Here is a 25,699-nt window from a genome sequence, read left to right as displayed (position 1 = left end):
GCCCTGCAGCGGCTTTTGTATTTTCTGAAATAACGAAGTGGAGAGCCGCATGGTTCCCGTAATCGCCCTGGTGGGTCGACCGAACGTCGGCAAGTCCACCTTGTTCAACCGCCTGACCAGGACTCGCGACGCCATCGTCGGCGATCTGTCCGGTCTGACCCGTGATCGCCAATACGGTGAGGCCAAGTGGCAAGGGCGCTCCTACATTCTGATCGACACCGGCGGTATTTCCGGTGACGAACACGGCATGGACGAAAAGATGGCCGAGCAGTCACTGCTGGCTATCGAAGAAGCCGATGTCGTGCTGTTCCTTGTTGATGCCAAAGCCGGTTTCACTGCAGCTGACCAGATGATCGGCGAGCACTTGCGCAAACGTGGCAAGCGCTCTTATGTGGTAGCCAACAAGGTCGACAACATCGACCCTGAAATGGCCCGCGCCGAGTTCGCTCCATTGGGTATGGGCGATGCCATTCCGGTAGCCGGTGCTCACGGTCGCGGCATCAGCCAGATGCTGGAAATCGCCCTCAGCCAATTCCCGAAAGACGAAGGGGAAGAGGACGAGGAAGGCGAAGCCGAAGTGGTCGCTGAAGGCCAGGAAGCCAAGCGCATTCCGGGTCCGAGTGAAAAGGATGGCATCAAGATCGCGATAATTGGTCGTCCTAACGTCGGCAAGTCGACGCTGGTCAACCGTATGCTGGGTGAAGACCGGGTTATCGTTTATGACGAGCCGGGCACGACGCGTGACAGCATCTACATCCCGTTTGAGCGCAACGACGAGAAGTACACCCTGATCGATACGGCCGGTGTGCGTAAGCGCGGCAAGATCCACGAGGAAGTTGAAAAGTTCTCGGTGGTGAAAACCCTGCAAGCCATCAAGGACGCCAACGTGGTGATCTTTGTCATGGACGCTCGCGAAGGTGTGGTTGACCACGACTTGAACCTGCTGGGCTTCGCCCTTGAGGCCGGTCGCGCATTGGTTATCGCCCTGAACAAATGGGACGGCATGGTCCCGAGCGAACGTGATTACGTGAAGACCGAGCTTGAACGCCGGTTGTTCTTCGTTGACTTCGCTGACATTCACTTCATCTCGGCGCTGCACGGCACGGGCGTTGGCAACCTGTACCAGTCGGTGCAGAACTCCTTCAAGTCCGCTGTAACTCGCTGGCCGACCAGCCGCCTGACGCAGATTCTTGAAGATGCGGTCAGCGAGCACGCGCCACCGATGGTGGGTAGCCGTCGCATCAAGCTTCGTTACGCTCACTTGGGTGGTGCTAACCCGCCGCTGATCGTGATCCACGGTAACCAGGTCGAGAAAGTACCCAAGTCCTACGTTCGTTATCTGGAAAACACTTACCGCCGCGTGCTCAAACTGGTCGGTACACCGATCCGTATCGAGTTCAAAGGCGGCGAGAACCCTTACGAGGGTAACAAGAACACGCTGACAGACCGTCAGGTCAACAAGAAGCGTCGGATGATGTCGCACCACAAGAAAGCCGACAAGAAACGTAGAGACAAGCGCTGATAGCGTTGCCTGCGCAGGGCTTATGTGGGAGCTGAGCTTGCTCGCGAAAAACGATGATGCGGTCTGCTTTCAAACCGCGTCGCTTGTATCGCGAGCAAGCCCGGCTCCCACAGAGCCTGCGCAGTCCCGCGGATTGGGTACAAAGCTTTCTCAGGAAAAGGCGCTAATAGCGCCTTTTTTTATGCGCGCGCTATGGGCTATCCTGCCTGACCCCGAGCCGCCGTCGAGCCGGGCGTAGAGCAGGAAACAGGCCCAATGATTGACAGCAAGTTGCCCAATGTTGGCACTACTATTTTTACCGTCATGTCTCAGCTCGCAGCCGAGACGGGCGCGATCAACCTGTCCCAGGGTTTCCCCGATTTCGATGGTCCTCAGGCGCTGCGCGATGCGCTGAGCCGTCACGTCGCTGAAGGGCACAACCAATACGCACCAATGACCGGTTTGCCTGCGCTTCGCCAGCAGGTCGCCACCAAGATTGCGCGCAGCTATGGCCGCCAGGTCAACGCTGAAACTGAAATAACTATTACTCCGGGCGCTACCCAGGCGATCTTCTGTGCGGTCCAGGCCGTGATTCGTCCGGGTGACGAAGTGATCGTTTTTGATCCTTGCTACGACAGCTATGAGCCCTCGGTTGAGTTGGCAGGCGGCCGCTGTGTTCACGTGCAGCTGGACGCAAACGACTTCTCCATCGACTGGCAGAAACTGCGTGATGCGCTGAGCCCCCGCACCCGGATGATCATCCTCAACAGCCCGCATAACCCGAGTGGCGCTTTGATCAGCCGTGCCGAACTGGATCAACTGGCTGCGCTGATCGCCGAGCGTGATATCTACCTTGTCAGCGACGAGGTCTACGAGCACCTGGTATTCGATGGTGTTCAGCACGTCAGCATCCTGAGCCACGAAGAGTTGTACCAGCGCGCCTTCGTGGTCAGCTCGTTCGGTAAGACCTATCACGTCACAGGCTGGAAAACCGGTTACGTGGTTGCGCCGCCAGCATTGAGCGCCGAGTTGCGAAAGGTTCACCAGTACGTCAGTTTCTGTGGCGTCACGCCATTGCAATGGGCACTGGCGGATTTCATGGCCGAGCACCCTGAGCACGTCGAAGAACTACCTGGGTTCTATCAGGCCAAACGTGATTTCTTCTGCGATCAATTACAGGGCTCGCGCTTCACGTTTGATCGTGTTGGCGGTACCTACTTTCAGCTTGTGAATTACGCGCAAATCCGACCGGACCTCAACGACGTGGAGATGTCGCTGTGGATGACGCGTGAGCATGGCGTGGCAAGTATTCCTGTCTCGGTGTTCTACCAGAAACCACCTGAAGGCCAGCGGTTGATCCGGCTGTGCTTCGCCAAGCGTGAGGAGACGTTGCGTCAGGCAGCGGAAAAATTATGCGCGATCTGAGTGAACTACCCAACCTGAATGTGGCGTTGGTCCAGACTTCACTGGTCTGGCATGACCGCAAGGCCAATCTTGAACACTTCGCCATGCTCCTGGCTCCCATCAAGGGCGCTGATCTGGTGGTCCTGCCGGAGATGTTCACCACGGGCTTTTCCATGGCGTCTGAAACCCTCGCCGAGCAAGAAGCAGGTCCCACATCCAAATGGATGCTTGAACAGGCCAGGCTGCTCAACGCGGTGATTACCGGTAGCGTCATCGTCAAGGATGCTGATGGCAGTCACCGCAACAGGCTGTTGTGGGCTCGTCCCGACGGTGAGCTGCTGCATTACGACAAGCGCCATCTGTTTCGCATGGCGGGTGAGCACGAGCATTACAGCCCTGGCGAGCGGCAAGTGCAGTTCGAACTCAAGGGGTGGCGTATACGTCCGTTGATTTGCTACGACTTACGCTTCCCTGTCTGGAGCCGTGACGGGCAGCACACCGATCTGTTGCTCTACACCGCAAACTGGCCGGGCGCCCGACGCATGCACTGGAATCGACTGCTCCCGGCACGGGCCATTGAAAACCTGTGTTACGTCGCCGCAGTCAATCGCACAGGCACCGACGGCAAAGGCTTCGCTTATACCGGTGACAGTCAGGTGCTGGATTTCCAGGGAGAGAGCCTGTTCAACGCCGGAGAGGCTGACGGCGTTTTTGAGGTGTCGTTGAACGCTGCGGATCTCGCGGCTTACAGGACAAAGTTTCCGGCTCATCTCGACGCCGATACATTCGAGATTCGCTAACTGCGCGTCGTACGTCCCGAAGCGTCGTCGTTTCGGTTGCTGAAACACGTGTTTCAGAATATTTCATCGAGTAGCTGAAGTTTTGATAGATACGGCCGATATCGCTGTATCAATCCAGGAGTTGACCATGACCACCATCAATACAAGCTCGCTTGGCATGTATTCCAGCGGTTTTACGGCTGCAATCAAAACCAGCACAGACTCCAAAGCGTCCGACACCAAGTCGGGTGAGGTGACTTCGGTTGATGTGAACCTTCGTGGCAATGTGTATCAGACGGGGGACGATGCGAAAGCGGGCGCTGCTGCTCCGTCGAGTCCTGCTGAAGAACAGATCGAGCGGATCCAGAAACAGATCAAAGACGTGCAGAAGCAACTCCTGCGTCAGCAACAGCAGCTATCTGCGGCGCAGAACAGCAAGGGTTCTGAAGAGGAAAAAGCTCAGCAGGTGATGTCTATCCAGCAGCAGATTTCCGCTACCCAGGCTCAGTTGGCGACTTTGCAGGCAGCGTTGCTGACTGTGATGAAGGGCAATGTAAACACGACAGCCTGATTCTCGCGCAAACAAAAAGGCCCTGAAGCTTTCACTTCAGGGCCTTTTTTGTTCGTCCGGCGCCGCTACAGGTGCAGCGCCTGGCGGGTCAGGCGGCTTTCGCTTCAGCCTGACTCAGCGAGCGGTTCAGCGCGCTGAACAGTGCCTTGAAGCTTGCCGTGGTGATGTTTTCATCAACCCCGACACCGTGGACCGCACGATCACCGTTGACTCGCAGTTCGATGTAGGCAGCTGCTTTGGCGGTGGTACCGGCGCCGATCGCATGCTCGTTGTAATCCATGATTTCCACGCCAACCGGCAGGCTTGATACCAGCGCTTCGAGCGCGCCGTTGCCTTTGCCTTTCCAGCGTTGGGTTTCGTCGTTGACGCTGACTTCGGCATCCACTGCGCTGGTGTTGTTTTCTTCCTGCAGGCGATGGCTGATCAGTGCATAAGGTTTGTTGGCCTGCAGGTATTCACGTTTGAACAGCGCGTAGATCTGCTGGGCGCTCATTTCCAGGCCGAGGCGATCGGTTTCACCCTGAACCACCTGGCTGAACTCGATCTGCATGCGACGCGGCAGAGAGATGCCGTATTCCTGTTCCAGCAAATAAGTGATGCCGCCTTTGCCGGACTGGCTGTTGACACGAATCACCGCCTCATAGCTGCGGCCGATGTCTGCCGGGTCGATTGGCAGGTAAGGCACTTCCCACAGAGCGTCGTCTTTCTGTTGGGCGAAGCCTTTGCGGATTGCATCCTGGTGCGAACCGGAGAACGCGGTGTGAACCAGGTCGCCCACGTAAGGGGCACGGGGATGGACCGGGATCTGGTTGCATTCCTCGACGACTTTACGCACGCCATCAATGTCGGAGAAGTCCAACTGCGGGTCCAGGCCCTGGGTGTACATGTTCAGCGCCACGGTCACCAGGTCCACGTTGCCGGTGCGCTCGCCGTTACCGAACAGGCAGCCTTCAACGCGATCTGCGCCAGCCATCAGGCCCAGCTCGGTCGCAGCGATACCGGTGCCACGGTCGTTGTGGGTATGCAGGCTGATGATCACGCTGTCACGACGATTGATGTTGCGGCAGAACCATTCGATCTGGTCGGCGTAGATATTCGGGGTGGCGACTTCAACCGTGGCGGGCAGGTTGAGGATGACCTTGTTCTCAGGCGTGGCGTTCCAGACTTCGATGACCGCGTCGCAGACTTCCTTGGCGAACTCCAGCTCAGTCGCGCTGAAGGTTTCCGGGGAGTATTCGAACGTCCACTGGGTGTCAGGCTGCTCTGCGGCGTACTTCACGAACAGCTTGGCTGCACTGACCGCGATTTCTTTTACGCCAGCCTTGTCCTGATTGAAGACGATGCGACGGAAGGAAGGGCTGGTGGCATTGTAGAGGTGAACGATTGCCTTCTTGGCGCCGCGCAGGGATTCGAAGGTGCGCGCAATCAGATCTTCACGGCCCTGGGTCAGCACTTGAATAGTGGTGTCGTCCGGGATGTGGCCTTCTTCGATCAGCGTGCGTACGAAGTCGAAGTCGGTCTGTGAAGCCGCTGGGAACGATGCCTCGATTTCTTTCACGCCTACGGCGACCAGAGTCTTCCAGAAGCGCAGCTTCTTCACCGCATCCATTGGCTCGATCAGCGACTGGTTACCGTCACGAAGGTCCGAGCTGCACCAGATCGGCGCCGCAGTAATGGTCTTTGAAGGCCAGGTGCGGTCAGGCAGGTCGATGGTCGGAAAAGCGCGGTACTTCTGCGAGGGATCTTTGAGCATTGGCATTGGAGCGAATCCTTTGGGTACTTATTTTGTATGGGCCGGGAGAAGGCGGCCAACCGATGACGCGAGAGGCGGGGTGAGGCACAGCGATCTAGCTTGGCAGTCGTGCACTGACCAGGCTGAGACAGCGATGTTGCCGCAACAGAATGAGGGTTTGAGAGGTTTTCATAAGGCCAACCGTACTCATTGAGGTGAAAGTTGGCAAGCACTTGAAAAAAATTGAGATAAGTTCTCTTAAATCTGTTTTTTGTAGTTTTTTATAGCTCGAATCTCTGGGGGATGAACTATTTATTGCTTGGCTTTGTTTGATTGCAGGAGCTACCGAAGGCTGCGAAACGGTTTTGCCTGCTCCATCGCTTCGCAGCCTGCGGCAGCTCCTGCAAAAAACTTTCTATTTACGGCTGGAACGCGCCGATGAATATCGCCGGATCAACCCGTGCGTCATTAAGGCTGACGTTCCAGTGCATGTGCGGACCCGTTGCGCGACCGGTTGAACCCACACGACCGACAACACCGCCACGAGGGACTGCATCGCCGACCTTCACGTCGATCTTCGACATGTGGCAGAACATGCTGATGAACCCCTGGCCGTGGTCAACAAACACGGTATTGCCGTTGAAGAAGTAATTACCGGTCAGGATCACTTTACCGGCAGCAGGGGCCTTGATTGGCGTGCCTGCCGGAACAGCGAAGTCCAGACCGGAATGCGGGTTGCGCTCTTCACCATTAAAGAAACGGCGCACGCCGAACTTACTGGAGAGCGGGCCAGCTACCGGTTTGTCCAGCGCCAGATTGCTCGGTGTGCCTGGGCTGAAGCTGCGATAGGCCTTTAGCTGCTCGGCCAGCTCACCGTCAATACGCTTCAGGTCATCCGGGTTTGGATTGACCTGTCTCTGGTTTTTCAGGGTGATACGTTGTTCGGGGTATTTCTTGCTACCGACCGCGAAGTTCAGGGTGCGGCTGCCGCTGGCATCTTTGGCGACCAGTTGCTGAGTGCCCGGTTTTACCGTTAACGGAACGCCAATTATTGCCAGCCAGCGCACGCCCTGTTCTTTGACCACCAGCACTGGTTTGCCGTCGTACGTGGCTTTTGGCGCTTGTGCGGCATTGCCCAGATCGACCACTGCAACGCCCCCAGGCACCGGCTTGTTCAGCAGGCGGGTGATGTAACTGTCAGCGTGGGCAGGCAGGCACAGAAAAGCAGCGAGGAGCGGGGCGATAAAACGCAGCATCAGTATTCAATCCAGAAGAGAAAGGGTGACAGGCGTCAAGTGGTTGTCCTCGACGCGCACTTGCAGTTCGCCTTCGCCAAGTCGCGCGGTTAGCCGCTGGCCGGTTCGGGTTTGTGCAGCAGTGCGAATCGCGTGGCCGCGCTCGTCGAGCAATATGCTATAGCCCCGTCCCAGCGTCGCCAGCGGGCTGACCACGTGCAGGGTTTGCACTTGGGTCTGCAATTGCAGGCGGCGGGTTTTCAGCGCATCGCGCATTGCTTTGGGTAAACGCTCGGCCAGAACGTCCAGACGCTGGCGCAGAAACGCCAGCGTCCGGCCCGGATGCTGTGCGGCCAGGCGACTTTCCAGGTGTGCAAGTCTGACCTGTCGCTTGTGCGTTTGCTGCGCGAATGCACGACGCATGCGCATGTCCAGATCATCCAGACGTTGCGCTTGCTGGCGTAGACGTTCACCAGGGTGGCGCAGTCGACGGGAAATGCCTTCCAGACGCAGGCGCTCGCGCATCAGCTTGTCTTTTATACGGCTGACCAGTCGACGATGCAGGTTATCCACACGGCGATGCAGGTCACTGGAGTCGGGCGCCAGCAGTTCGGCCGCTGCGGAAGGCGTTGGCGCGCGTACGTCAGCCACGAAGTCGCTGATCGAGACATCGGTTTCATGACCGACGGCGCTGACGATTGGCGTTACGCAGGCATCAATGGCACGGGCCACGGCTTCTTCGTTGAAGCACCAGAGATCCTCCAGCGAACCACCACCACGGGCCAGAATCAGTGCGTCGAAACCACGCGCATCCGCCAGCTTGAGGGCGCGGACGATTTGGCTGATGGCTTCGCGGCCCTGAACGGCAGTAGGAATCAACGTGAGTTCGACTTGAGGTGCACGGCGGCGAAAAACGCTGATGATGTCGCGGATTACGGCGCCAGTCGGCGAGCTGATAATGCCGATGCGTTGTGGGTGAAGGGGCAGGGCGATTTTACGCTCGGCACTGAACAGGCCTTCGGCGCTGAGCTTCTCTTTCAGCGCATCGAAGGCCAGACGCAGCGCGCCGTCACCGGCGGGCTCCACTGTGTCGAGGATCAACTGGTAGTCGCCGCGACCTTCAAACAAGGACACCTTGCCGCGTACCTTGACCTGCAAACCATCCTTGAGCGCCTGGCGGACCCGCGCTGCACTCTGCCGGAACAGTGCGCAACGGACCTGAGCCCCGGAGTCCTTCAGCGTGAAGTACACATGACCGGACGCCGGGCGTGAGAGATTGGAGATTTCCCCCTCGACCCAGATATTGCTGAACACATCCTCCAGCAACACCCGGGCGCGGCCGTTGAGCTGGCTGACAGTAAGGATTTCCCGGTCGAGGCCGAGTCTTGCGAAGGGGTCTTTAATCATGACGGGCATGATAAAGGCAATGCGCAACAAGCGCACGGCGGGAAATTTATCTGTCCCAGCAGGAGCGCACGAGCAGCGTGAGGCCGCGATGGTGGTCTGCCTGATACGCCGCAATCGCGGCCTCGCGCTGCTCGTGCGCTCCTACAGGAAATGCATTAGATTCAGGCGAAGCTCAAGGAAGAAGATCAATGGGCAACATCAATGTCATCGAAGCCTTCACCCAACTGGGCTTCACGCCCCTGAACTGGCTGCTCATCGTGTCGGGTATCGTTGCGGCTTATATAATCTTTGGCATCGCAGGCTTCGGCACCGCGTTGGTCGCCGGTCCGATCCTGATCAACTTCATGCCGCTGTCGCAGATCATTCCTTTATTGGTGCTGCTGGATTTCATCGCTGCATTTGGCAATCTGCTGACTTCGCGTCAGTCGGTGGTCAAGTCCGAGCTCGTACGTCTGCTGCCGTGCATGGCGGTAGGGTGCAGCCTTGGCGTGGTATTTCTGCTCAACCTGAAGTCCGATCTGCTTCTCCTGTTAATGGGCGTGTTCATCACCTGTTATGCGCTTTATACCTTGGCGGTCAAAGCAAGGCCGACGCAACTGGCCGCAGGTTGGGCGATTCCGATGGGGACGGTCGGCGGGCTGTTCGGTGCGTTGTTCGGGAGTGGTGGCTTTTTATATGCGATCTACCTGAACAGCCGACTTGAATCCAAAGAGCAGGTGCGAGCCACACAAAGTGCGCTGATCAGTTGCAGCACTGTCGTGCGCCTTGGCCTGTTTCTGATTGCCGGGGTGTATGCGCAAATTCCGCTGCTGCTTCTGGCGTTGTGCTTGCTACCCGCCATGGCGCTGGGATCGTGGATCGGCCGTCGGTTGACCCTGCGCATGTCGCGGGAAACGTTCGTCAGGCTGGTCACCTGGCTGGTGCTGGTCAGCGGTATCGTGCTCATCGGCCGCTATTTTGCACATTGACTCTGACTTGACCTGAGCCACTGGAGCATTAAGCTGCCGACCCTCGAACACATTAGCCAAAGAGCATCATGAGCAGCCAAAGTATTATCGTCCCGCAGATTTCCGGTTTCCCCGGCCGTGAGGCTCGGGCGCGTCTGATTCTGCGCTGGCTGGTGAAGCTCAACGTGGTTGAGCCGGAGTTGACCACCTGTGGGCGAACCTACAACAAGATGGCCTATGCCATTGCGCCCGGTGCTCGTGCAGTGGTCGAGCACCCGGAGGCGCTGCCCTTCGGCAAGCCGGTCAACGGCCTGGAGATTGTGACCAAACGCTGTATCTATACACCGCTCAAGGATTTCGCCGAGGAAGCCGGTTGCCCCGAGTGCCGCAAGGAAATCGGCGAGGCGCTGTTCGACAGTCTCGAAGAGTGGATGCCCGGCCACACTGACAACTTCATCTGCCCTGAATGTCGCCATGAAGACGACATCAACGGCTTTCTGTTCCTGCAGCCGTGTGGCTTCTCGGACCTGGGGTTCATCTTCAATGACTGGCTTGATGCATCCTTCAAACAGAGCTTTCTGGATGACTTCGCCGAACGTCTGGATCGTCCGGTTTCCTTCGTCAAAGTACGTCTATAACGTCGTGTGATAATTGCCTAAGGTTTACATTGAGCCGGCGGGGGTGTCTGGGTATAATGGCGCGCTTCCAATTTCCCGCTCGGGAGCCCCCGCGATGCTGCGTATCAGCCAAGAAGCACTTACTTTCGACGACATTCTCCTTGTGCCCGGTTATTCCGAGGTACTTCCTAACGAAGTCAGTCTGAAAACCCGTTTGACCCGTGGCATCGAATTGAATATTCCGCTGGTCTCCGCTGCCATGGACACCGTGACTGAAGCCCGTCTGGCAATTGCCATGGCTCAGGAAGGCGGTATCGGTGTCATCCACAAGAACATGACCATCGAGCAGCAAGCTGCCGAAGTCCGCAAGGTCAAGAAGTTCGAAGCCGGTGTCGTGAAAGACCCGATCACCATCGAGGCTGATGCCACGGTTCGTGACCTGTTCGAACTGACCCGCCTGCACAATATTTCTGGTGTACCTGTCCTGCACAATGGCGACCTGGTCGGCATCGTGACGTCCCGTGACGTGCGCTTTGAAAACCGTCTGGACGTGCCTGTTCGCGAAGTGATGACCCCTAAAGAGCGTCTGGTCACTGTTCGCGAAGGCGCTGACAAGAACGAAGTACGCGAGCTGCTGCACAAGCACCGTCTGGAAAAAGTCCTGATCGTCGACGCCAACTTCGCGCTCAAGGGCATGATGACCGTCAAGGACATCGAAAAAGCCAAGGCTTACCCGCTGGCCAGCAAGGACGACCAGGGTCGTCTGCGCGTAGGTGCTGCTGTCGGCACCGGCAAAGACACTGGCGAACGCGTTACTGCGCTGGTCGCAGCAGGCGTTGACGTGGTGGTTGTCGACACCGCTCACGGTCACTCCAAAGGCGTGATCGACCGCGTACGCTGGGTCAAGGAAAACTTCCCTGAAGTACAGGTAATTGGCGGCAACATCGCCACTGGCGCTGCTGCCAAGGCACTGGTTGCCGCTGGCGCTGACGCAGTCAAGGTCGGTATCGGTCCTGGTTCGATCTGCACCACGCGTATCGTCGCCGGTGTGGGTGTGCCGCAAATCAGCGCGATCGCCAATGTCGCCGCAGCCCTTGAAGGCACTGGCGTTCCATTGATCGCCGATGGCGGTATCCGTTTCTCCGGTGACCTGTCCAAGGCCATCGTAGCCGGTGCGTCCTGTGTGATGATGGGTTCGATGTTCGCCGGTACTGAAGAAGCGCCAGGCGAGATCGAACTGTTCCAGGGTCGCTCCTACAAGGCTTACCGCGGTATGGGTTCTCTGGGTGCCATGTCTCAGGCTCAGGGCTCGTCCGACCGTTACTTCCAGGATTCGTCCGAAGGTGCCGAGAAGCTGGTACCGGAAGGTATTGAAGGCCGTGTTGCCTACAAAGGCTCGCTGACCGCCATCATTCACCAGTTGATGGGCGGCCTGCGTTCTTCCATGGGTTACACCGGCAGCGCTGACATTGAAGAGATGCGCACCAAGCCTGAATTCGTGCGTATCACCGGTGCCGGTATGGCTGAATCCCACGTCCACGACGTGCAGATCACCAAGGAAGCGCCGAACTATCGCGTTGGTTGATCCGGATTGCATCGTGGTTTGCGCCACGATGCAGCCCAACGAGTTTTATAGCCGGGGCTGTTGACGCAGCCCCGTGTCGTTTCTGTTTATTGACGAGAATGAGTCATGGCCCTCGACATTCACGCCCACCGTATCCTGATCCTCGACTTCGGTTCCCAGTACACCCAATTGATCGCCCGTCGCGTGCGTGAAATCGGCGTTTACTGCGAGCTGCACCCGTTCGACATGGACGACGAAGCCATTCGTGAGTTCGCTCCAAAAGGCGTGATTCTCGCCGGCGGTCCCGAGTCCGTACACGAAGCCAACAGCCCGCGCTGCCCGCAAGCGGTATTCGATCTGGGCGTGCCGGTTTTCGGTATCTGCTACGGCATGCAGACCATGGCCGAGCAGTTGGGCGGCAAGGTTGCAGGCTCTGAACTCCGCGAGTTCGGCTACGCCCGTGTTGACGTAGTCGGCAAAAGCCGTCTGCTGGATGGTATCGAAGACCACATCGACGCCGACGGCCTGTTCGGCCTCGACGTGTGGATGAGCCACGGTGACAAGGTCACCAAACTTCCTGAAGAATTCCACATTCTGGCCAGCACCCCGAGCTGCCCGATTGCCGGTATGGCAGACGACGCTCGCGGTTACTACGGCGTGCAGTTCCACCCTGAAGTGACTCACACCAAGCAGGGCGGTCGCATTTTGTCGCGCTTCATCCTCGACATCTGCGGTTGTGAAGCATTGTGGACCCCGTCGAAGATTGCTGAAGACGCTATCGCTCAGGTTCGCGCCCAGGTGGGTACCGACAACGTACTGCTGGGCCTTTCCGGTGGCGTTGACTCTTCCGTGGTTGCGGCTCTGCTGCACAAAGCCATCGGCGATCAACTGACCTGCGTATTCGTCGATAACGGCTTGCTGCGTCTGCACGAAGGTGAGCAGGTTATGGCCATGTTCGCCGAGAACATGGGCGTCAAAGTCATCCGCGCCAATGCTGAAGACCAGTTCCTGAACAACCTGGCTGGCGAAAGCGATCCGGAAAAGAAGCGCAAGATCATCGGTCGTACCTTCATCGACGTGTTTGATGCCGAGTCCTGCAAACTGGACAACATCAAGTACCTGGCCCAAGGCACGATCTATCCGGACGTGATCGAGTCGGCTGGCGCCAAGAGCGGCAAAGCTCACGTGATCAAGTCGCACCACAACGTGGGCGGCCTGCCGGAGGAAATGAACCTCAAGCTGGTCGAACCGCTGCGTGAGCTGTTCAAGGACGAAGTACGTCGCCTCGGTCTCGAACTGGGTCTGCCGTACGACATGGTTTACCGTCACCCATTCCCAGGCCCGGGTCTGGGCGTGCGGATCCTCGGTGAAGTGAAAAAGGAATACGCCGACCTGCTGCGTCGCGCCGACCATATCTTCATCGAAGAGCTGCGCAAAGCCGACTGGTACCACAAGGTCAGCCAGGCGTTCGTGGTGTTCCAACCGGTTAAATCGGTTGGCGTAGTAGGCGATGGCCGTCGTTACGCGTGGGTCGTTGCACTGCGCGCTGTCGAAACCATCGACTTCATGACCGCACGTTGGGCGCACCTGCCTTACGAGCTGCTGGAAACCGTCAGCGGCCGGATCATCAACGAGATCGAAGGCATTTCCCGCGTGACTTACGACGTGTCGAGCAAGCCGCCGGCGACGATTGAGTGGGAATAACTCCCTACAGCGCAGCATGAAAAAACCGGCTTCGGCCGGTTTTTTTATGCCTCCGATAACGGCTAACTCTTGCTATAGAAGAGCCCGCCAGAAAATCGAAAAGTCGCGTGCTTATATTTTGAGATATTCATCACATAAACACTGCAAGTCATTATGCGTCAACGCACCTTTCACTAATCGCAGTGGTCCAACCTGCGGCTTCATTTATGCACAAGAAAATTCTCACCTATTAATCGGGCAGTGAACGACCAGCCGCAAAAGCCGGCCGCATGCTCTATGGAAATGATGCTCTTATCAGGGACCCGTCTTTATGCGCTCTTACCTTTCTGTTGTCGCCGCTTCTCTCGCCACGCTTACCTGCCTGACCGCCATGGCAGCAGACGATATTTCGGGCGTGACGCTTGGTTCCTCGTTAGCTGATGTCAAAGAAGCCATCGCCAAGGCAAACCCCGACTTGAAGCTTTCTCCGCTCATGTTGAGAAACGGCAATGAGGGAGGGGTAACAGCGGTGAGTGCGGACCTGATACCTGAGGCAGGTGTGGGTAGCGTGAAACGTCCTTCTGACGAGTTTGCAGCACTTCAAACTGACTCAGGCAAGGTTTGGTTCATCGCTCGCGTTCAGCGTCTTGAGCAGGGTGCGCGCATCAAGACCGATACGCTTGAGGCTTCATTGACGGAAAAATTTGGTAAGCCTTCCTCCCCCGGCTTGGGCTACGGTTTTGTCTGGCAATTCGACCGCGAAGGGAAACAGTACTTCGGTCCTGGTACAGCGGGGCCTTGCGATAGCATGATGCGGGGCGTTAGCAATCTTCCCGGCGTAACAGTGGGTGCACCTGAGTCGTTCAGTCCGACGTGCGGGAAGTTGATTGTCGTATCAACGACGGAACAGCCTGACGGCATGGTGCCCTATTACACCGTCTCCCTTATCGACGCCAAAACAATGTTTGACGAGCTGGCCGCACGTGATGCTCAGGCAGAAACTGAGCGTGCGAAAAAGCTTTCGGATGAGCAAGCCAAAGGTGTGAAGCCTAAAATCTGATAGCAGCAGATATCTGGCACAAAACTGGTGTTCCAGAAAAAAAGATGCCGACGCGAGCTGATCGATCAGGGGTTCGCTGTTGTTTGAGTGAGCGGTATAGATAGAAAAGCCGGTGTCGCCTAACAGGCGCACCGGCTTTTTTATTGTGAGCAATGGACCTGTACAGGCAACAAATTAGCTTCCATCAAAAAGCAACACGTAACTTTCTGAGTTTACGCAAATCCTGTGGGACCGAATTTAGTCGGGAAGAGGTCGGTACATCCGTCACATCATGGTCGTCGGGAATGCCGCCTTCCCGGCTAAAGCCGGTCCCACTGGTCCTCTGTTTGCTGCGCGACAGCGCGGTGGCACGGACACCGGGACGACTCCTACATGGGCCGCCGCTCCAACAGGTCCGGTGTTTTGATTTTGGAAATGCAGGTGTATCGTATTCGCCCCTCGCACCGGCTCTCAGGTGCGACTCGTTTTTTAGTTTTGAGGTGTGTGCGTTATGTCTTTTACCCGTCGACAAATACTCGGTGGCCTTGTCGGTCTTGCCGTGGTGGGGCTTGGGGCGGGAGGGGCGTCACGTTATTGGCTGGGCCGTCGTGGGCCGGGCGAGGGGCATGACTTCGAGCTGATTGCCGCGCCGCTGGACGTTGAATTAGTGGCCGGGCATCAGACGCCAGCCTGGGCATTTGGCGGGTCTGCGCCAGGTACCGAGCTGCGGGTGCGACAGGGCGAGTGGCTGCGCTTGCGCTTTATCAATCACTTACCGGTTGAAACCACGATTCACTGGCATGGCATCCGCTTGCCGCTGGAAATGGATGGCGTGCCCTATGTGTCGCAGCTACCCGTCAAGCCGGGCGAGTATTTCGATTACAAGTTTCTGGTGCCGGATGCAGGCAGCTACTGGTATCACCCGCATGTCAGCAGTAGCGAAGAGTTGGGGCGCGGCCTGGTCGGGCCGCTGATCATTGAGGAGCGCGAGCCCACTGGCTTCAAACATGAGCGCACGGTCAGTCTGAAAAGCTGGCATGTGGACGAAGAGGGCGCATTCACTGAGTTCAGCGTGATTCGCGAGGCTGCTCGTGAAGGGACGGCGGGGCGTCTCTCTACTATTAATGGTATTCCTCAGGGCGTTATCGAGTTGCCTGCCGGACAGATCACTCGGGTGCGCATTCTCAACCTTGATAACACCGTGACCTACCGTCTCAATCTGCCGGGAGCCGAGGCACAGATTTATGCGCTGGACGGCAATCCGATCAAGCCTCGCGCATTAGGCAAGGATTATTGGCTAGGGCCAGGAATGCGCCTTTGCCTGGCGATCAAGGCACCGCCTGCGGGTGAAGAGCTGTCATTTCGAAATGGTCCGGTGCGCCTGGGGACTTTCCGTTCGGTGACCAATAACGATGCGCCAGGCGAGTGGCCTCCGGAGCTGCCAGCCAATCCAATTGCCGAGCCGGATCTTGAAAACGCCGAGAAGCTTAACTTCAACTTTGAATGGGTCGGCTCGGTCTCCGTTAATGTCGATAACGGCAAGCCGCCAAGTCTGTGGCAGATCAATGGCGAGGCCTGGGATATCACCGACAAGACCTGCGCCGACCGGCCTATTGCGAAACTGGTACTGGGCAAGAGCTACATCTTTGAACTCAAGAACATGACCCAGTATCAGCACCCGATTCACTTGCATGGGATGAGCTTCAAGGTGCTGGCGTCGGATCGCAGGAAGATCATTCCGTATTTCACCGATACGTTCCTATTGGGCAGAAACGAGCGCGCACGTGTGGCTCTGGTGGCGGATAATCCCGGCGTGTGGATGTTCCACTGCCATGTGATTGATCACATGGAGACCGGACTTATGGCAGCAATAGAGGTTTCTTGATGCGGCAGCCGCAAATCATTGATCGCAGTCGCGATCAGGACTTCATGCGCGAAGCGTTGTCACTGGCGGCTCAAGGGGCTGCGCTGGGTGAAGTACCCGTGGGCGCGGTGCTGGTACAGAATGGCGAGATCATAGGCCGTGGCTTCAATTGCCCCATCAGCGGCAGTGATCCCAGTGCTCATGCCGAGATGGTCGCCATACGTGCTGCGGCGCAGGCGGTCAGCAATTACCGGCTGCCGGGCAGCACGCTGTACGTCACCTTGGAGCCGTGCAGCATGTGCGCTGGGCTGATCGTCCATTCGCGTATCACCCGAGTGGTGTATGGCGCACTCGAACCCAAGGCTGGCATTGTCCAGAGCCAGGGGCAGTTTTTCACCCAAGGCTTTCTCAACCATCGTGTGTTTTTTGAAGGCGGGGTGCTGGGGGAGGAATGCGGCACGATGTTGAGCGAGTTTTTCAGGATGCGACGGGCGAAGGCTTAACCGTGAGCTACTTGATTTGAAATACGATCCCTGTGGGAGCTGGGCTTGCCCGCGATAAGGCTGGACGCGATCTAAAGTGAATCGCGTCCAGCCTTCGCGGGCAAGCCCAGCTCCCACAGGGGATCGCGTCTGAGTTGGAGATTTTTTAGATAGGCAGGTAGAGGAATTGTTAAAGCGGAGGATTTTCTTCTGCAGGCTTGGTCTTGTTAACACCCGGCACATGCAGATTGCTCTCTGCAACCTGACTGCCTTCCAGTTGTGGCTGCGTGGCCCAGGTGAGAATGTCGTAGTAGCGGCGGATGTTGGCCACAAAGTGCACCGGTTCGCCGCCTCGGGCATAACCATATCGGGTTTTGCTGTACCACTTCTTCTGCGAAAGACGCGGCAGCATCTTTTTGACGTCGAGCCATTTATTTGGATTCAGGCCCTCGTTCTCAGCCAGTTTCCGCGCATCTTCCAAATGTCCGCCACCAATGTTGTAGGAAGCGAGAGCAAACCACGTACGATCCGGTTCTAAAATCGTGTCATCCAGCTGTTCCTTCACGTATGCGAAGTACTTGGCACCACCCTGAATGCTTTGTTTGGCATCCAGCCGGTTGGACACGCCCATGGCCTGCGCTGTGTTTTGCGTCAGCATCATCAAGCCGCGTACACCGGTCTTGGAGGTAACGCCCGGCTGCCAGAGTGATTCCTGATAACCGATAGCCGCCAGCAGGCGCCAGTCCACCTGTTCCTTCTTGGCAGACGCCTGGAAGTGTTTTTCGTACTTGGGAAGGCGTTCCTGCAAATGCTGGGCGAAGGTATATGCGCCCACATAACCAAGTACATCGACGTGCCCGTAATAGCGATCTTTCAAGCGCTGCAGGGTGCCGTTCTTGTTGACCTTGTCGAGATAAGCGTTGATTTCGTTAAGCAGGCTGTTGTCTTCGCCTGGCGCTACGGCCCAGCGTTGCCCCTTGCCTTCACCCAGATCGAACGCGACACGCACGTTAGGGAAGTAAACCTGATTCATCGCCAGCTCGTTAGAGTCCACCAGCGTGATGTCGGTCTGGCCTTCATCCACCATGCGCAGCAGGTCGACTACCTCAACAGCGTCGGATTCTTCGTACTCGATTGCAGGATTTTGCGCTTTCAGTGCAGCCATTTGCTCGGCATGACTGCTGCCTTTAAGGACAGTAATGCGCTTACCCACCAGATCCGAAGGCTCCGTTGGACGTGACTGGCCATTGCGGTAGATGACCTGCGGAGTGACATCAAGGTAGGAATGAGAGAAGCGAGCCTGCTTTTTGCGCTCTTCAGTATCAATCAAACCAGCGGCTGCCAGGACCGGACCGCCAGGCTTCTGGATCTGGTCGAAGATGTCGTCAAGATTGTCGGCTGTTTCGATCTTCAGTTCTACGCCGAGATCTTCGGCGAAACGCTTGACCAATTCGTACTCGAAACCGGTTTCCCCGTTGCGATCCTGGAAGTAGGTCGCGGGGCTGTTGCGAGTGACCACGCGCAGCACGCCGTCCTCCTTTACTCGCTCCAGTGTGTTGGGTTTATCCACACAGGCGCCGAGCATCAGGAAGAGTCCGGTTGCGATGAGCCATCTGGCACAACGAGGGCGGAAGTCTGATTGGGAAAACATCCGGGCAGTATACGCAAAGCGCACCCGCCGCCATATCTCGACAGCGAGGCTCGGGTCTGCTAGAGCGCGGCCTTTCTTATGGGGAACTTGGGGGGCAACTCGGGCCGCCGATATTCGGACACTGTCAATCTGGCCGTTTTGGGTGCTCAAACAGTACGTTTAGGCTAGAATGCACGGCCTCAAAGCACACCCCCTTCCCGAGGCTGTCCCGAAGATGTTGATCCTGCGCGGTGCTCCTGCCCTTTCTGCCTTTCGCCACAGCAAATTACTTGAGCAACTGAAACAAAAAGTTTCAGCTGTCAGTGGCTTGTATGCCGAATTTGCCCACTTTGCCGAAGTCGCTGGCGATCTGACTGGCGAGGAACAGGAAGTTCTCGTTCGCATCTTGAAATACGGCCCGAGCGTGCCGGTTCAAGAGCCGACCGGCCGGTTGTTCCTGGTGTTGCCACGTTTCGGCACCATTTCGCCATGGTCCAGCAAGGCGAGCGATATCGCCCGTAACTGCGGCCTGGCCAAAGTTCAGCGCATCGAGCGCGGTATCACCTTCTATGTAGAAGGCCAGTTCAGCGAAGCTGAGGCTGAGGTCATTGCCGGTTGCCTGCACGACCGCATGACCCAGATGGTGCTGGGTTCCGTACAGGAAGCCGAAGGCCTGTTTACGCATGCCGAGCCCAAGCCGCTGACTGCGATTGACGTGCTGGGCGGCGGTCGTGCAGCACTGGAAAAAGCCAACGTCGACCTCGGCCTGGCGCTGGCTGAAGACGAAATCGATTATCTGGTCACCAGCTTCAATGGTCTGGGGCGCAACCCTCACGACATCGAGCTGATGATGTTTGCCCAGGCGAACTCCGAGCACTGCCGTCACAAGATTTTCAACGCCAGTTGGGATATCGACGGCGAGAGTCAGGAAAAAAGCCTGTTCGGCATGATCAAGAACACCTACCAGATGCACAGTGAAGGCGTCCTGTCTGCTTATAAGGACAACGCTTCAGTGATCGTCGGCAGTGTGGCAGGTCGTTTCTTCCCGGACCCTGAAACCCGCCAGTACGGTGCGGTGCAGGAGCCTGTGCACATTCTGATGAAGGTCGAAACTCACAACCACCCGACTGCGATTGCCCCGTTCCCGGGCGCATCGACTGGTTCGGGTGGCGAGATTCGCGACGAAGGCGCAACCGGTCGCGGTGCCAAGCCTAAAGCTGGCCTGACCGGTTTCACTGTTTCCAACCTGCAGATTCCAGGCTTCGAACAGCCGTGGGAAGTGAACTACGGCAAGCCTGAGCGCATCGTGACCGCGCTGGATATCATGCTTGAAGGCCCATTGGGTGGCGCGGCGTTCAACAACGAATTCGGCCGTCCAGCCCTGACCGGTTATTTCCGTACGTTCGAGCAGTCCATCACCACACCACACGGTGATGAAGTTCGCGGCTACCACAAGCCGATCATGCTCGCGGGCGGTATGGGTAACATCCGTGCCGAACACGTGCAGAAAGGTGAAATCACCGTTGGCTCCAAGCTGATCGTACTTGGCGGCCCGGCGATGTTGATCGGTCTGGGCGGCGGTGCGGCTTCTTCGATGGCCACCGGTACTAGTTCTGCGGATCTGGACTTTGCTTCCGTTCAGCGTGAAAACCCTGAAATGGAGCGTCGTTGCCAGGAAGTCATCGACCGTTGCTGGCAACTGGGTGACAAGAACCCGATCAGCTTCATCCATGACGTCGGCGCGGGTGGTTTGTCCAACGCCTTCCCGGAACTGGTCAATGACGGCGGCCGTGGTGGTCGCTTCGAATTGCGTAATGTGCCAAACGACGAGCCGGGCATGGCCCCGCTGGAAATCTGGAGCAACGAATCCCAGGAACGTTACGTGATGGCGGTTGGCGCCGAAGACTTCGAGCGCTTCAAGGCCATTTGTGAGCGTGAGCGCTGCCCGTTTGCGGTAGTGGGCGAGGCGACTGCCGAGCCACAACTGACCGTAACCGACAGCCACTTCGGCAACAACCCGGTCGACATGCCGCTCGAAGTCCTGCTGGGCAAGGCGCCGCGCATGCACCGCAGTGCTGATCGCGAAAGCGAGCTGGGCGATGATTTCGACCCGAGCGTGCTGGATATCGAAGAAAGCGTACAGCGCGTTCTGCATCATCCGGCCGTAGCCAGCAAGAGCTTCCTGATCACTATTGGTGACCGCAGCATTACCGGTCTGGTCGCTCGTGATCAGATGGTAGGCCCTTGGCAGGTTCCGGTGGCTGACGTTGCAGTTACTGCCACCAGCTTCGACGTCACTACCGGTGAAGCCATGGCGATGGGCGAGCGTACTCCACTGGCTTTGCTCGACGCTCCTGCGTCGGGCCGTATGGCCATTGGTGAGACGCTGACCAACATTGCTGCGTCGCGCATTGAAAAGCTGTCCGACATCAAAATGTCTGCCAACTGGATGTCCGCTGCCGGTCACCCAGGTGAAGATGCTCGTCTGTACGACACGGTCAAGGCTGTGGGTATGGAGCTTTGCCCGGCACTGGGTATCACCATTCCGGTGGGCAAGGACTCAATGTCCATGAAAACCCGCTGGAGCGATGAAGGCGTCGAGAAGAGCGTAACGTCGCCGCTGTCGCTGATCGTGACCGGCTTTGCGCCGGTGACTGATATCCGTAAGACCCTGACTCCAGAGCTGCGTATGGACAAGGGCGTCACCGACCTGATCCTGATCGACCTGGGTCGTGGCCAGAACCGTATGGGGGCTTCGATCCTGGCTCAGGTTTACGGCAAGCTCGGTCGCGTTGCTCCGGACGTCGATGATGCTGAAGACCTCAAAGCTTTCTTTGCCGTTATTCAAGGCTTGAACGCTGACGGCCATCTGCTCGCTTACCACGACCGTTCCGATGGTGGTCTGTTGACCACCACGCTGGAAATGGCCTTCGCCGGTCACTGTGGCCTGGACCTGCACATGGACGGCCTGGCTGAGACGCCGGCTGAACTGGCGGCCATCCTGTTCAACGAAGAGCTGGGTGCAGTGATTCAGGTGCGTCAGGACGCCACTCCGGACGTATTGGCTCAGTTCAGTGCGGCGGGTCTGGAAGATTGCGTTGCTGTAATCGGTCAGCCGGTCAACAACGACGAAGTGTCCATCAGCTTCAACGGCGAGCCGGTCTTTGGCGGCCAACGCCGTCTGCTGCAGCGTCAGTGGGCTGAAACCAGCTACCAGATCCAGCGTCTGCGTGATAACGCCGAATGTGCGGATCAGGAATTCGACGCATTGCTGGAAGAAGATAATCCAGGCCTGACGGTCAAGCTGGGCTTCGACGTCAACGAAGACATTGCTGCGCCTTACATCAAGACTGGTGTGCGTCCGCAAGTGGCTGTGCTGCGTGAGCAGGGCGTCAACGGTCAGGTCGAAATGGCAGCTGCCTTTGATCGCGCCGGTTTCAACGCGATTGACGTACACATGAGCGATATCCTGGCCGGTCGTGTCGACCTGAACGACTTCAAGGGCATGGTTGCTTGCGGTGGCTTCTCGTACGGCGACGTGCTGGGCGCTGGTGAAGGCTGGGCCAAGTCGGCGCTGTTCAACAGCCGAGCGCGTGATGCGTTCCAGAGCTTCTTCGAGCGTCAGGACAGCTTCACCCTTGGCGTGTGCAACGGTTGCCAGATGTTGTCCAACCTGCACGAGTTGATTCCAGGCAGCGAACTGTGGCCGCACTTTGTGCGCAACCGTTCCGAGCAGTTTGAAGCCCGGGTTGCCATGGTGCAGATCCAGGAATCGCCGTCGATCTTCCTGCAGGGTATGGCTGGTTCGCGTATGCCGATCGCCATTGCCCACGGCGAAGGTCACGCTGAGTTCTCCAGCGATGAAGCGCTGGTCGCTGCCGATGTTTCCGGCACGGTCGCGCTGCGTTTCGTCGACAACCACGGCAAGATCACCGAAGCCTACCCGGCCAACCCGAACGGTTCGCCGCGCGGTATCGGTGGTCTGACTACTCGCGACGGTCGCGTCACTATCATGATGCCGCACCCTGAGCGTGTATTCCGTGCCGTGCAGAACTCCTGGCGTCCGGAAGACTGGAACGAAGATGGTGCGTGGATGCGCATGTTCCGCAATGCGCGTGCCTGGGTTAACTAAGGCGTCATGTACAAGCTCGCGTTCTTTGTACCGCCGAGCCATGTAGAGCAGGTCAAAAGTGCCGTATTCGCCGCTGGTGCAGGGCGAATCGGTGCTTATGATCAGTGTTCATGGCAAGTGCTTGGCCAAGGTCAGTTCCGCCCGCTGGATGGCAGCCAGCCATTTATAGGGCAGGGCGGCGTGGTCGAGCAGGTGCAGGAATGGAAGGTAGAGCTTGTCGTTGCGGATGAGTTGATTCAGCAAGTAGTAGTGGCTCTCAAGCAGAGCCACCCCTATGAAACGCCAGCCTACGAGGTTTGGCGGCTGGAGGATCTGTAATTCCCCTGTAGGAGCTGCCGAAGGCTGCGATGCGATTTATCTGATACACCGCCATCGCAGCCTTCGGCAGCTCCTACAGGAGTCCAGCGTTCTCTTTACGGCCTGATCTCAATCATCGTGCCGTCCTTCACCAGACTCCATACTTCCCGCATGTCGTTGTTCTTCAGCGCGATGCAGCCGTTGGTCCAGTCCAGCGTGTGGAAGTACCACTCCGGATATTCTTCATCCACTGGCGTGCCATGAATCATGATCATGCTGCCCGGCTTCACCCCTTCGCGTTTTGAGCGCTCTGCGTCAGCAGCGTTCGGGTAGGAAATGTGCATCGACAGGTTGTAATTGGTGCTGGTCTTGCGCCAGTCGAGCCAGTAAAAACCTTCAGGGGTACGCTGGTCGCCTTCCTTGAGTTTGGTGCCTTTGGGTTGTTTGCCCAACGAAATACGGTACGTTTTCAGTGACTCGCCACCACTGATCAGTTGCAACTGACGGGCTGATTTGAGCACCAGCACTTTGTCGATTTTCTTGTCTGCGATGTTCTCGACGTTGATCACTTTTTCGCCGACGATCTTCTGCTCGCTGCCTTTCGGAACAATAGTCTGAGTGAACGAGGCCTGAGACAGCGGCATGAATGACAAGCACAAAACTGCGAGCAACCAACGCATCTAAACGGTATCCCTGAGGCGGTGCCTTTTTTGGCTGGCCTGATTAAGTGTCTTGAATGGGCCGCGATGGCGGCAGGGACTCGTTGCGCACAGGGTAAGCCTGTTGGCGACGATCCGCGAAAAAGCATTCTAGGGTACGGCGGACCGTCATGAAAGCCAGCTCTGACCACGGTATGTCCGCTTCGTCGAACAGGCGAACTTCGAGGCTCTCGATTCCGGCGGCGAAGTCTGGTGTAGCCAGTTCGCCCCGAAAGAACACATGCACCTGATTAATGTGCGCAACGTCTACCAGCATGTACAGGCTGAGATCGCCCGGCGTTGCGCAGGCTTCTTCATCAGTTTCCCGGCGTGCTGCCTGCTCCATGGTTTCGCCGTTTTCCATAAAGCCAGCCGGCAGAGTCCAGAACCCCAGGCGTGGTTCGATAGCCCTACGGCACAGCAACACCTTGCCTTCCCAAACCGCCAGGCAGCCCGCCACGATATTCGGGTTCTGATAGTGAATGGTTTTGCAATGTTCGCAGACATAACGCAGGCGGCTATCGCCTTCAGGAATGCACTGGATAACCGGTTTGGCGCACTGGCTGCAGAATTTCATGGAATGAGTCGATTGCTGAATTCAGCCGCTATCTTGGCGCGTGCTGCGGGTCATCGGCAAGCAGCCCTTTAGTCTTGCTTGCATTGTCCTACAAGGGCTTGGGCGGCTGGCCGCTTTGGTGCATGATGCGGGGTAGGCAACAGATCGAGATCTCCCATGCTGGATGAGCTACTTCGCCGTGTAAGCAGTCATACGCCGAGCACATTTGAGACGGATCGACTTTTTCCCGAAGCTGCAGTGTTACTGCCGATTACCCGTAGTGACGAGCCGGAGTTGATTTTGACTCTGCGTGCCAGCGGGCTGTCGACCCACGGCGGCGAGGTTGCCTTTCCGGGGGGGCGACGTGACCCTGAAGACAGTGACCTGATCTTTACTGCACTGCGCGAAGCCGAGGAAGAGATCGGTCTGCCGCCGGGGCTGGTCGAAGTGATCGGGCCGCTCAGTCCATTGATCTCCAAGCACGGTATCAAGGTCACACCCTATGTTGGGTTGATTCCCGACTTCGTCGAGTATCGCCCCAACGACGCTGAAATCGCCGCCGTGTTCAGCGTGCCGCTGGAGTTCTTTCGGCAGGACACCCGAGAACATACACACCGCATCGATTATCAAGGTCGCAGTTGGTACGTGCCCAGCTATCGTTACGGCGAGTTCAAAATCTGGGGGCTGACTGCGATCATGATCGTTGAGTTGATCAACGTGCTTTATGACAGCAAGATCAGTCTGCATCACCCGCCTGAACACTCCGTGATCTAAGCGTCGATTAAACGGGCCGCAGAGCCTTGAGGATTCTTATCCATGAAATATCGTCTGGGCGATTTTCGCGTCGAAACCCATCCGCAAAGCTGGGTCGCGCCCAATGCCGTGCTGATCGGCAAGGTCAAGCTGGAGGCAGGGGCCAATGTCTGGTTCAACGCCGTGTTGCGCGGCGATAACGAACTGATCCACATTGGCGAAAACAGCAACGTGCAGGACGGCACGGTGATGCATACCGACATGGGTTCCCCACTGGAGATCGGTAAAGGCGTGACGATCGGCCATAACGCCATGCTGCACGGTTGCAGCGTCGATGATTACAGTCTGATCGGGATCAACGCGGTGATCCTTAACGGCGCGAAGATTGGCAAGTACTGCATCATCGGCGCCAATTCGTTGATCGGTGAGGGTAAGGTTATTCCTGATGGCTCGCTCGTCATGGGTTCGCCCGGTAAAGTAGTGCGCGAACTCACTGATGTGCAGAAGAAAATGCTTGAAGCCAGTGCCGCCCACTACGTCCACAACGCCCAGCGCTACGCTCGCGACTTGATGCCGCAGGACGATTGATGGAAGCCGAACGCCGTGTTGCCTCACCTTGCGTCAGTATTTGCGCGCTGGACGACGACGATGTATGCCTGGGTTGCCAGCGTACCGTAAAAGAAATCACCGACTGGCACGCCATGGACAACGACCAGCGCCGCGCCGTTCTCAGGCTCTGCCATGAGCGAGCCGAGGCGAGTGGGCTTGTCTGGAAAATGTAGTCCGAAGTCCCGCTTTCCTGTAGGAG

The 25,699-nt window shown here is 57.4% G+C and carries 22 protein-coding genes; 16 read left to right on the top strand and 6 right to left on the bottom strand.

Translation table 11 applies throughout. From position 1 onward, the window contains the following. Nucleotides 1-49 precede the first annotated feature (49 nt). From der to AUC61_RS11285, 4 genes are all read left to right on the top strand, one after another. The gene (gene der, locus AUC61_RS11300; RefSeq protein WP_027902635.1) at nucleotides 50-1,522 is read left to right on the top strand and encodes a ribosome biogenesis GTPase Der; all 1,473 of its coding nucleotides are present in this window, start codon (nucleotides 50-52) and stop codon (nucleotides 1,520-1,522) included. 255 nt (nucleotides 1,523-1,777) lie between these two features. Beyond that, nucleotides 1,778-2,926 carry a pyridoxal phosphate-dependent aminotransferase gene (locus tag AUC61_RS11295; RefSeq protein WP_243246111.1) on the top strand — a complete coding sequence of 383 codons (1,149 nt, stop codon included), beginning with the start codon at nucleotides 1,778-1,780 and terminating at the stop codon, nucleotides 2,924-2,926. Continuing rightward, entirely contained in the window at nucleotides 2,914-3,705 is a 792-nt protein-coding gene (locus AUC61_RS11290) for an amidohydrolase (protein ID WP_243246110.1), read from the top strand. Before AUC61_RS11295 ends, AUC61_RS11290 begins: the two co-directional genes overlap by 13 nt. Before the next feature lie 127 nt (nucleotides 3,706-3,832). Further along, nucleotides 3,833-4,255 (top strand): FlxA-like family protein, encoded by a 423-nt coding sequence (locus tag AUC61_RS11285; RefSeq protein ID WP_243246109.1) that lies wholly within the window; start codon nucleotides 3,833-3,835, stop codon nucleotides 4,253-4,255. A gap of 88 nt (nucleotides 4,256-4,343) precedes the next feature. Here AUC61_RS11285 and leuA read toward each other — a convergent pair whose 3' ends face one another. From leuA to xseA, 3 genes are all read right to left on the bottom strand, one after another. Further along, the gene (gene leuA, locus AUC61_RS11280) at nucleotides 4,344-6,014 is read right to left on the bottom strand and encodes a 2-isopropylmalate synthase (RefSeq protein WP_243246108.1); all 1,671 of its coding nucleotides are present in this window, start codon (nucleotides 6,012-6,014) and stop codon (nucleotides 4,344-4,346) included. Between the two features lie 392 nt (nucleotides 6,015-6,406). Further along, entirely contained in the window at nucleotides 6,407-7,243 is an 837-nt protein-coding gene (locus AUC61_RS11275; protein ID WP_243246107.1) for a peptidoglycan DD-metalloendopeptidase family protein, read from the bottom strand. Between the two features lie 6 nt (nucleotides 7,244-7,249). Next, a complete protein-coding gene (gene xseA, locus AUC61_RS11270; protein WP_243246529.1) occupies nucleotides 7,250-8,629 on the bottom strand; it encodes an exodeoxyribonuclease VII large subunit in 1,380 nt (459 codons plus the stop codon). A gap of 188 nt (nucleotides 8,630-8,817) precedes the next feature. On the opposite strand from xseA, the gene AUC61_RS11265 reads away from it, so the two are divergent. The 7 genes from AUC61_RS11265 (at nucleotide 8,818) to tadA (ending at nucleotide 16,846) form a co-directional block, all read left to right on the top strand. After that, nucleotides 8,818-9,597: a sulfite exporter TauE/SafE family protein gene (locus tag AUC61_RS11265; RefSeq protein WP_243246106.1), complete on the top strand. Its 780-nt coding sequence runs from the start codon at nucleotides 8,818-8,820 to the stop codon at nucleotides 9,595-9,597. 68 nt (nucleotides 9,598-9,665) lie between these two features. Next, nucleotides 9,666-10,214 (top strand): sugar ABC transporter ATPase, encoded by a 549-nt coding sequence (locus AUC61_RS11260; RefSeq protein ID WP_243246105.1) that lies wholly within the window; start codon nucleotides 9,666-9,668, stop codon nucleotides 10,212-10,214. A 94-nt stretch (nucleotides 10,215-10,308) separates the two neighbouring features. Further along, a complete protein-coding gene (guaB, locus tag AUC61_RS11255; protein ID WP_243246104.1) occupies nucleotides 10,309-11,778 on the top strand; it encodes an IMP dehydrogenase in 1,470 nt (489 codons plus the stop codon). Nucleotides 11,779-11,883: 105 nt separating this feature from the next. Then, a complete protein-coding gene (guaA, locus tag AUC61_RS11250) occupies nucleotides 11,884-13,461 on the top strand; it encodes a glutamine-hydrolyzing GMP synthase (RefSeq protein WP_122665285.1) in 1,578 nt (525 codons plus the stop codon). 310 nt (nucleotides 13,462-13,771) lie between these two features. Further along, complete coding sequence (locus AUC61_RS11245; RefSeq protein ID WP_243246103.1) at nucleotides 13,772-14,500, top strand: hypothetical protein; 729 nt, start codon at nucleotides 13,772-13,774, stop codon at nucleotides 14,498-14,500. A 490-nt stretch (nucleotides 14,501-14,990) separates the two neighbouring features. Next, nucleotides 14,991-16,364 carry a multicopper oxidase family protein gene (locus tag AUC61_RS11240; protein ID WP_243246102.1) on the top strand — a complete coding sequence of 458 codons (1,374 nt, stop codon included), beginning with the start codon at nucleotides 14,991-14,993 and terminating at the stop codon, nucleotides 16,362-16,364. Beyond that, nucleotides 16,364-16,846, top strand: a complete 483-nt coding sequence (gene tadA, locus AUC61_RS11235; RefSeq protein WP_243246101.1) for a tRNA adenosine(34) deaminase TadA — start codon at nucleotides 16,364-16,366, stop codon at nucleotides 16,844-16,846. The genes AUC61_RS11240 and tadA overlap by 1 nt, the downstream gene beginning before the upstream one ends. A 169-nt stretch (nucleotides 16,847-17,015) precedes the next feature. Here tadA and mltF read toward each other — a convergent pair whose 3' ends face one another. Beyond that, entirely contained in the window at nucleotides 17,016-18,476 is a 1,461-nt protein-coding gene (gene mltF, locus AUC61_RS11230) for a membrane-bound lytic murein transglycosylase MltF (RefSeq protein WP_243246100.1), read from the bottom strand. A 214-nt stretch (nucleotides 18,477-18,690) separates the two neighbouring features. On the opposite strand from mltF, the gene purL reads away from it, so the two are divergent. After that, on the top strand, nucleotides 18,691-22,587 hold the full coding sequence (purL, locus tag AUC61_RS11225) for a phosphoribosylformylglycinamidine synthase (protein ID WP_243246099.1): 3,897 nt from the start codon (nucleotides 18,691-18,693) through the stop codon (nucleotides 22,585-22,587). 6 nt (nucleotides 22,588-22,593) lie between these two features. Then, complete coding sequence (locus AUC61_RS11220; protein WP_243246098.1) at nucleotides 22,594-22,905, top strand: YqfO family protein; 312 nt, start codon at nucleotides 22,594-22,596, stop codon at nucleotides 22,903-22,905. 95 nt (nucleotides 22,906-23,000) lie between these two features. On the opposite strand, the gene AUC61_RS11215 is transcribed toward AUC61_RS11220, so the two are convergent. Together AUC61_RS11215 and AUC61_RS11210 are read right to left on the bottom strand one after the other, a co-directional pair. Further along, nucleotides 23,001-23,564: a L,D-transpeptidase family protein gene (locus AUC61_RS11215; RefSeq protein ID WP_243246097.1), complete on the bottom strand. Its 564-nt coding sequence runs from the start codon at nucleotides 23,562-23,564 to the stop codon at nucleotides 23,001-23,003. 43 nt (nucleotides 23,565-23,607) lie between these two features. Then, a complete protein-coding gene (locus AUC61_RS11210) occupies nucleotides 23,608-24,159 on the bottom strand; it encodes an NUDIX hydrolase (RefSeq protein ID WP_243246096.1) in 552 nt (183 codons plus the stop codon). A 156-nt stretch (nucleotides 24,160-24,315) separates the two neighbouring features. Here AUC61_RS11210 and AUC61_RS11205 point away from each other — a divergent pair, with 156 nt between their 5' ends. The 3 genes from AUC61_RS11205 to AUC61_RS11195 are packed head-to-tail and all read left to right on the top strand — an operon-like array spanning nucleotide 24,316 to nucleotide 25,673. Beyond that, nucleotides 24,316-24,912, top strand: a complete 597-nt coding sequence (locus tag AUC61_RS11205; protein WP_087264536.1) for a CoA pyrophosphatase — start codon at nucleotides 24,316-24,318, stop codon at nucleotides 24,910-24,912. Nucleotides 24,913-24,954: 42 nt separating this feature from the next. After that, nucleotides 24,955-25,479 carry a gamma carbonic anhydrase family protein gene (locus AUC61_RS11200; RefSeq protein ID WP_243246095.1) on the top strand — a complete coding sequence of 175 codons (525 nt, stop codon included), beginning with the start codon at nucleotides 24,955-24,957 and terminating at the stop codon, nucleotides 25,477-25,479. Beyond that, complete coding sequence (locus AUC61_RS11195) at nucleotides 25,479-25,673, top strand: DUF1289 domain-containing protein (RefSeq protein ID WP_371856717.1); 195 nt, start codon at nucleotides 25,479-25,481, stop codon at nucleotides 25,671-25,673. The genes AUC61_RS11200 and AUC61_RS11195 overlap by 1 nt, the downstream gene beginning before the upstream one ends. The last annotated feature ends 26 nt before the right edge of the window (nucleotides 25,674-25,699 follow it).

The sequence above is a fragment of the Pseudomonas maioricensis genome (genome assembly GCF_022790535.1).
GTDB lineage: Bacteria > Pseudomonadota > Gammaproteobacteria > Pseudomonadales > Pseudomonadaceae > Aquipseudomonas > Aquipseudomonas maioricensis.
The sequence above is the reverse complement of the archived record's forward strand: the minus strand, read 5'-3'. Positions and strand labels throughout refer to the sequence as shown.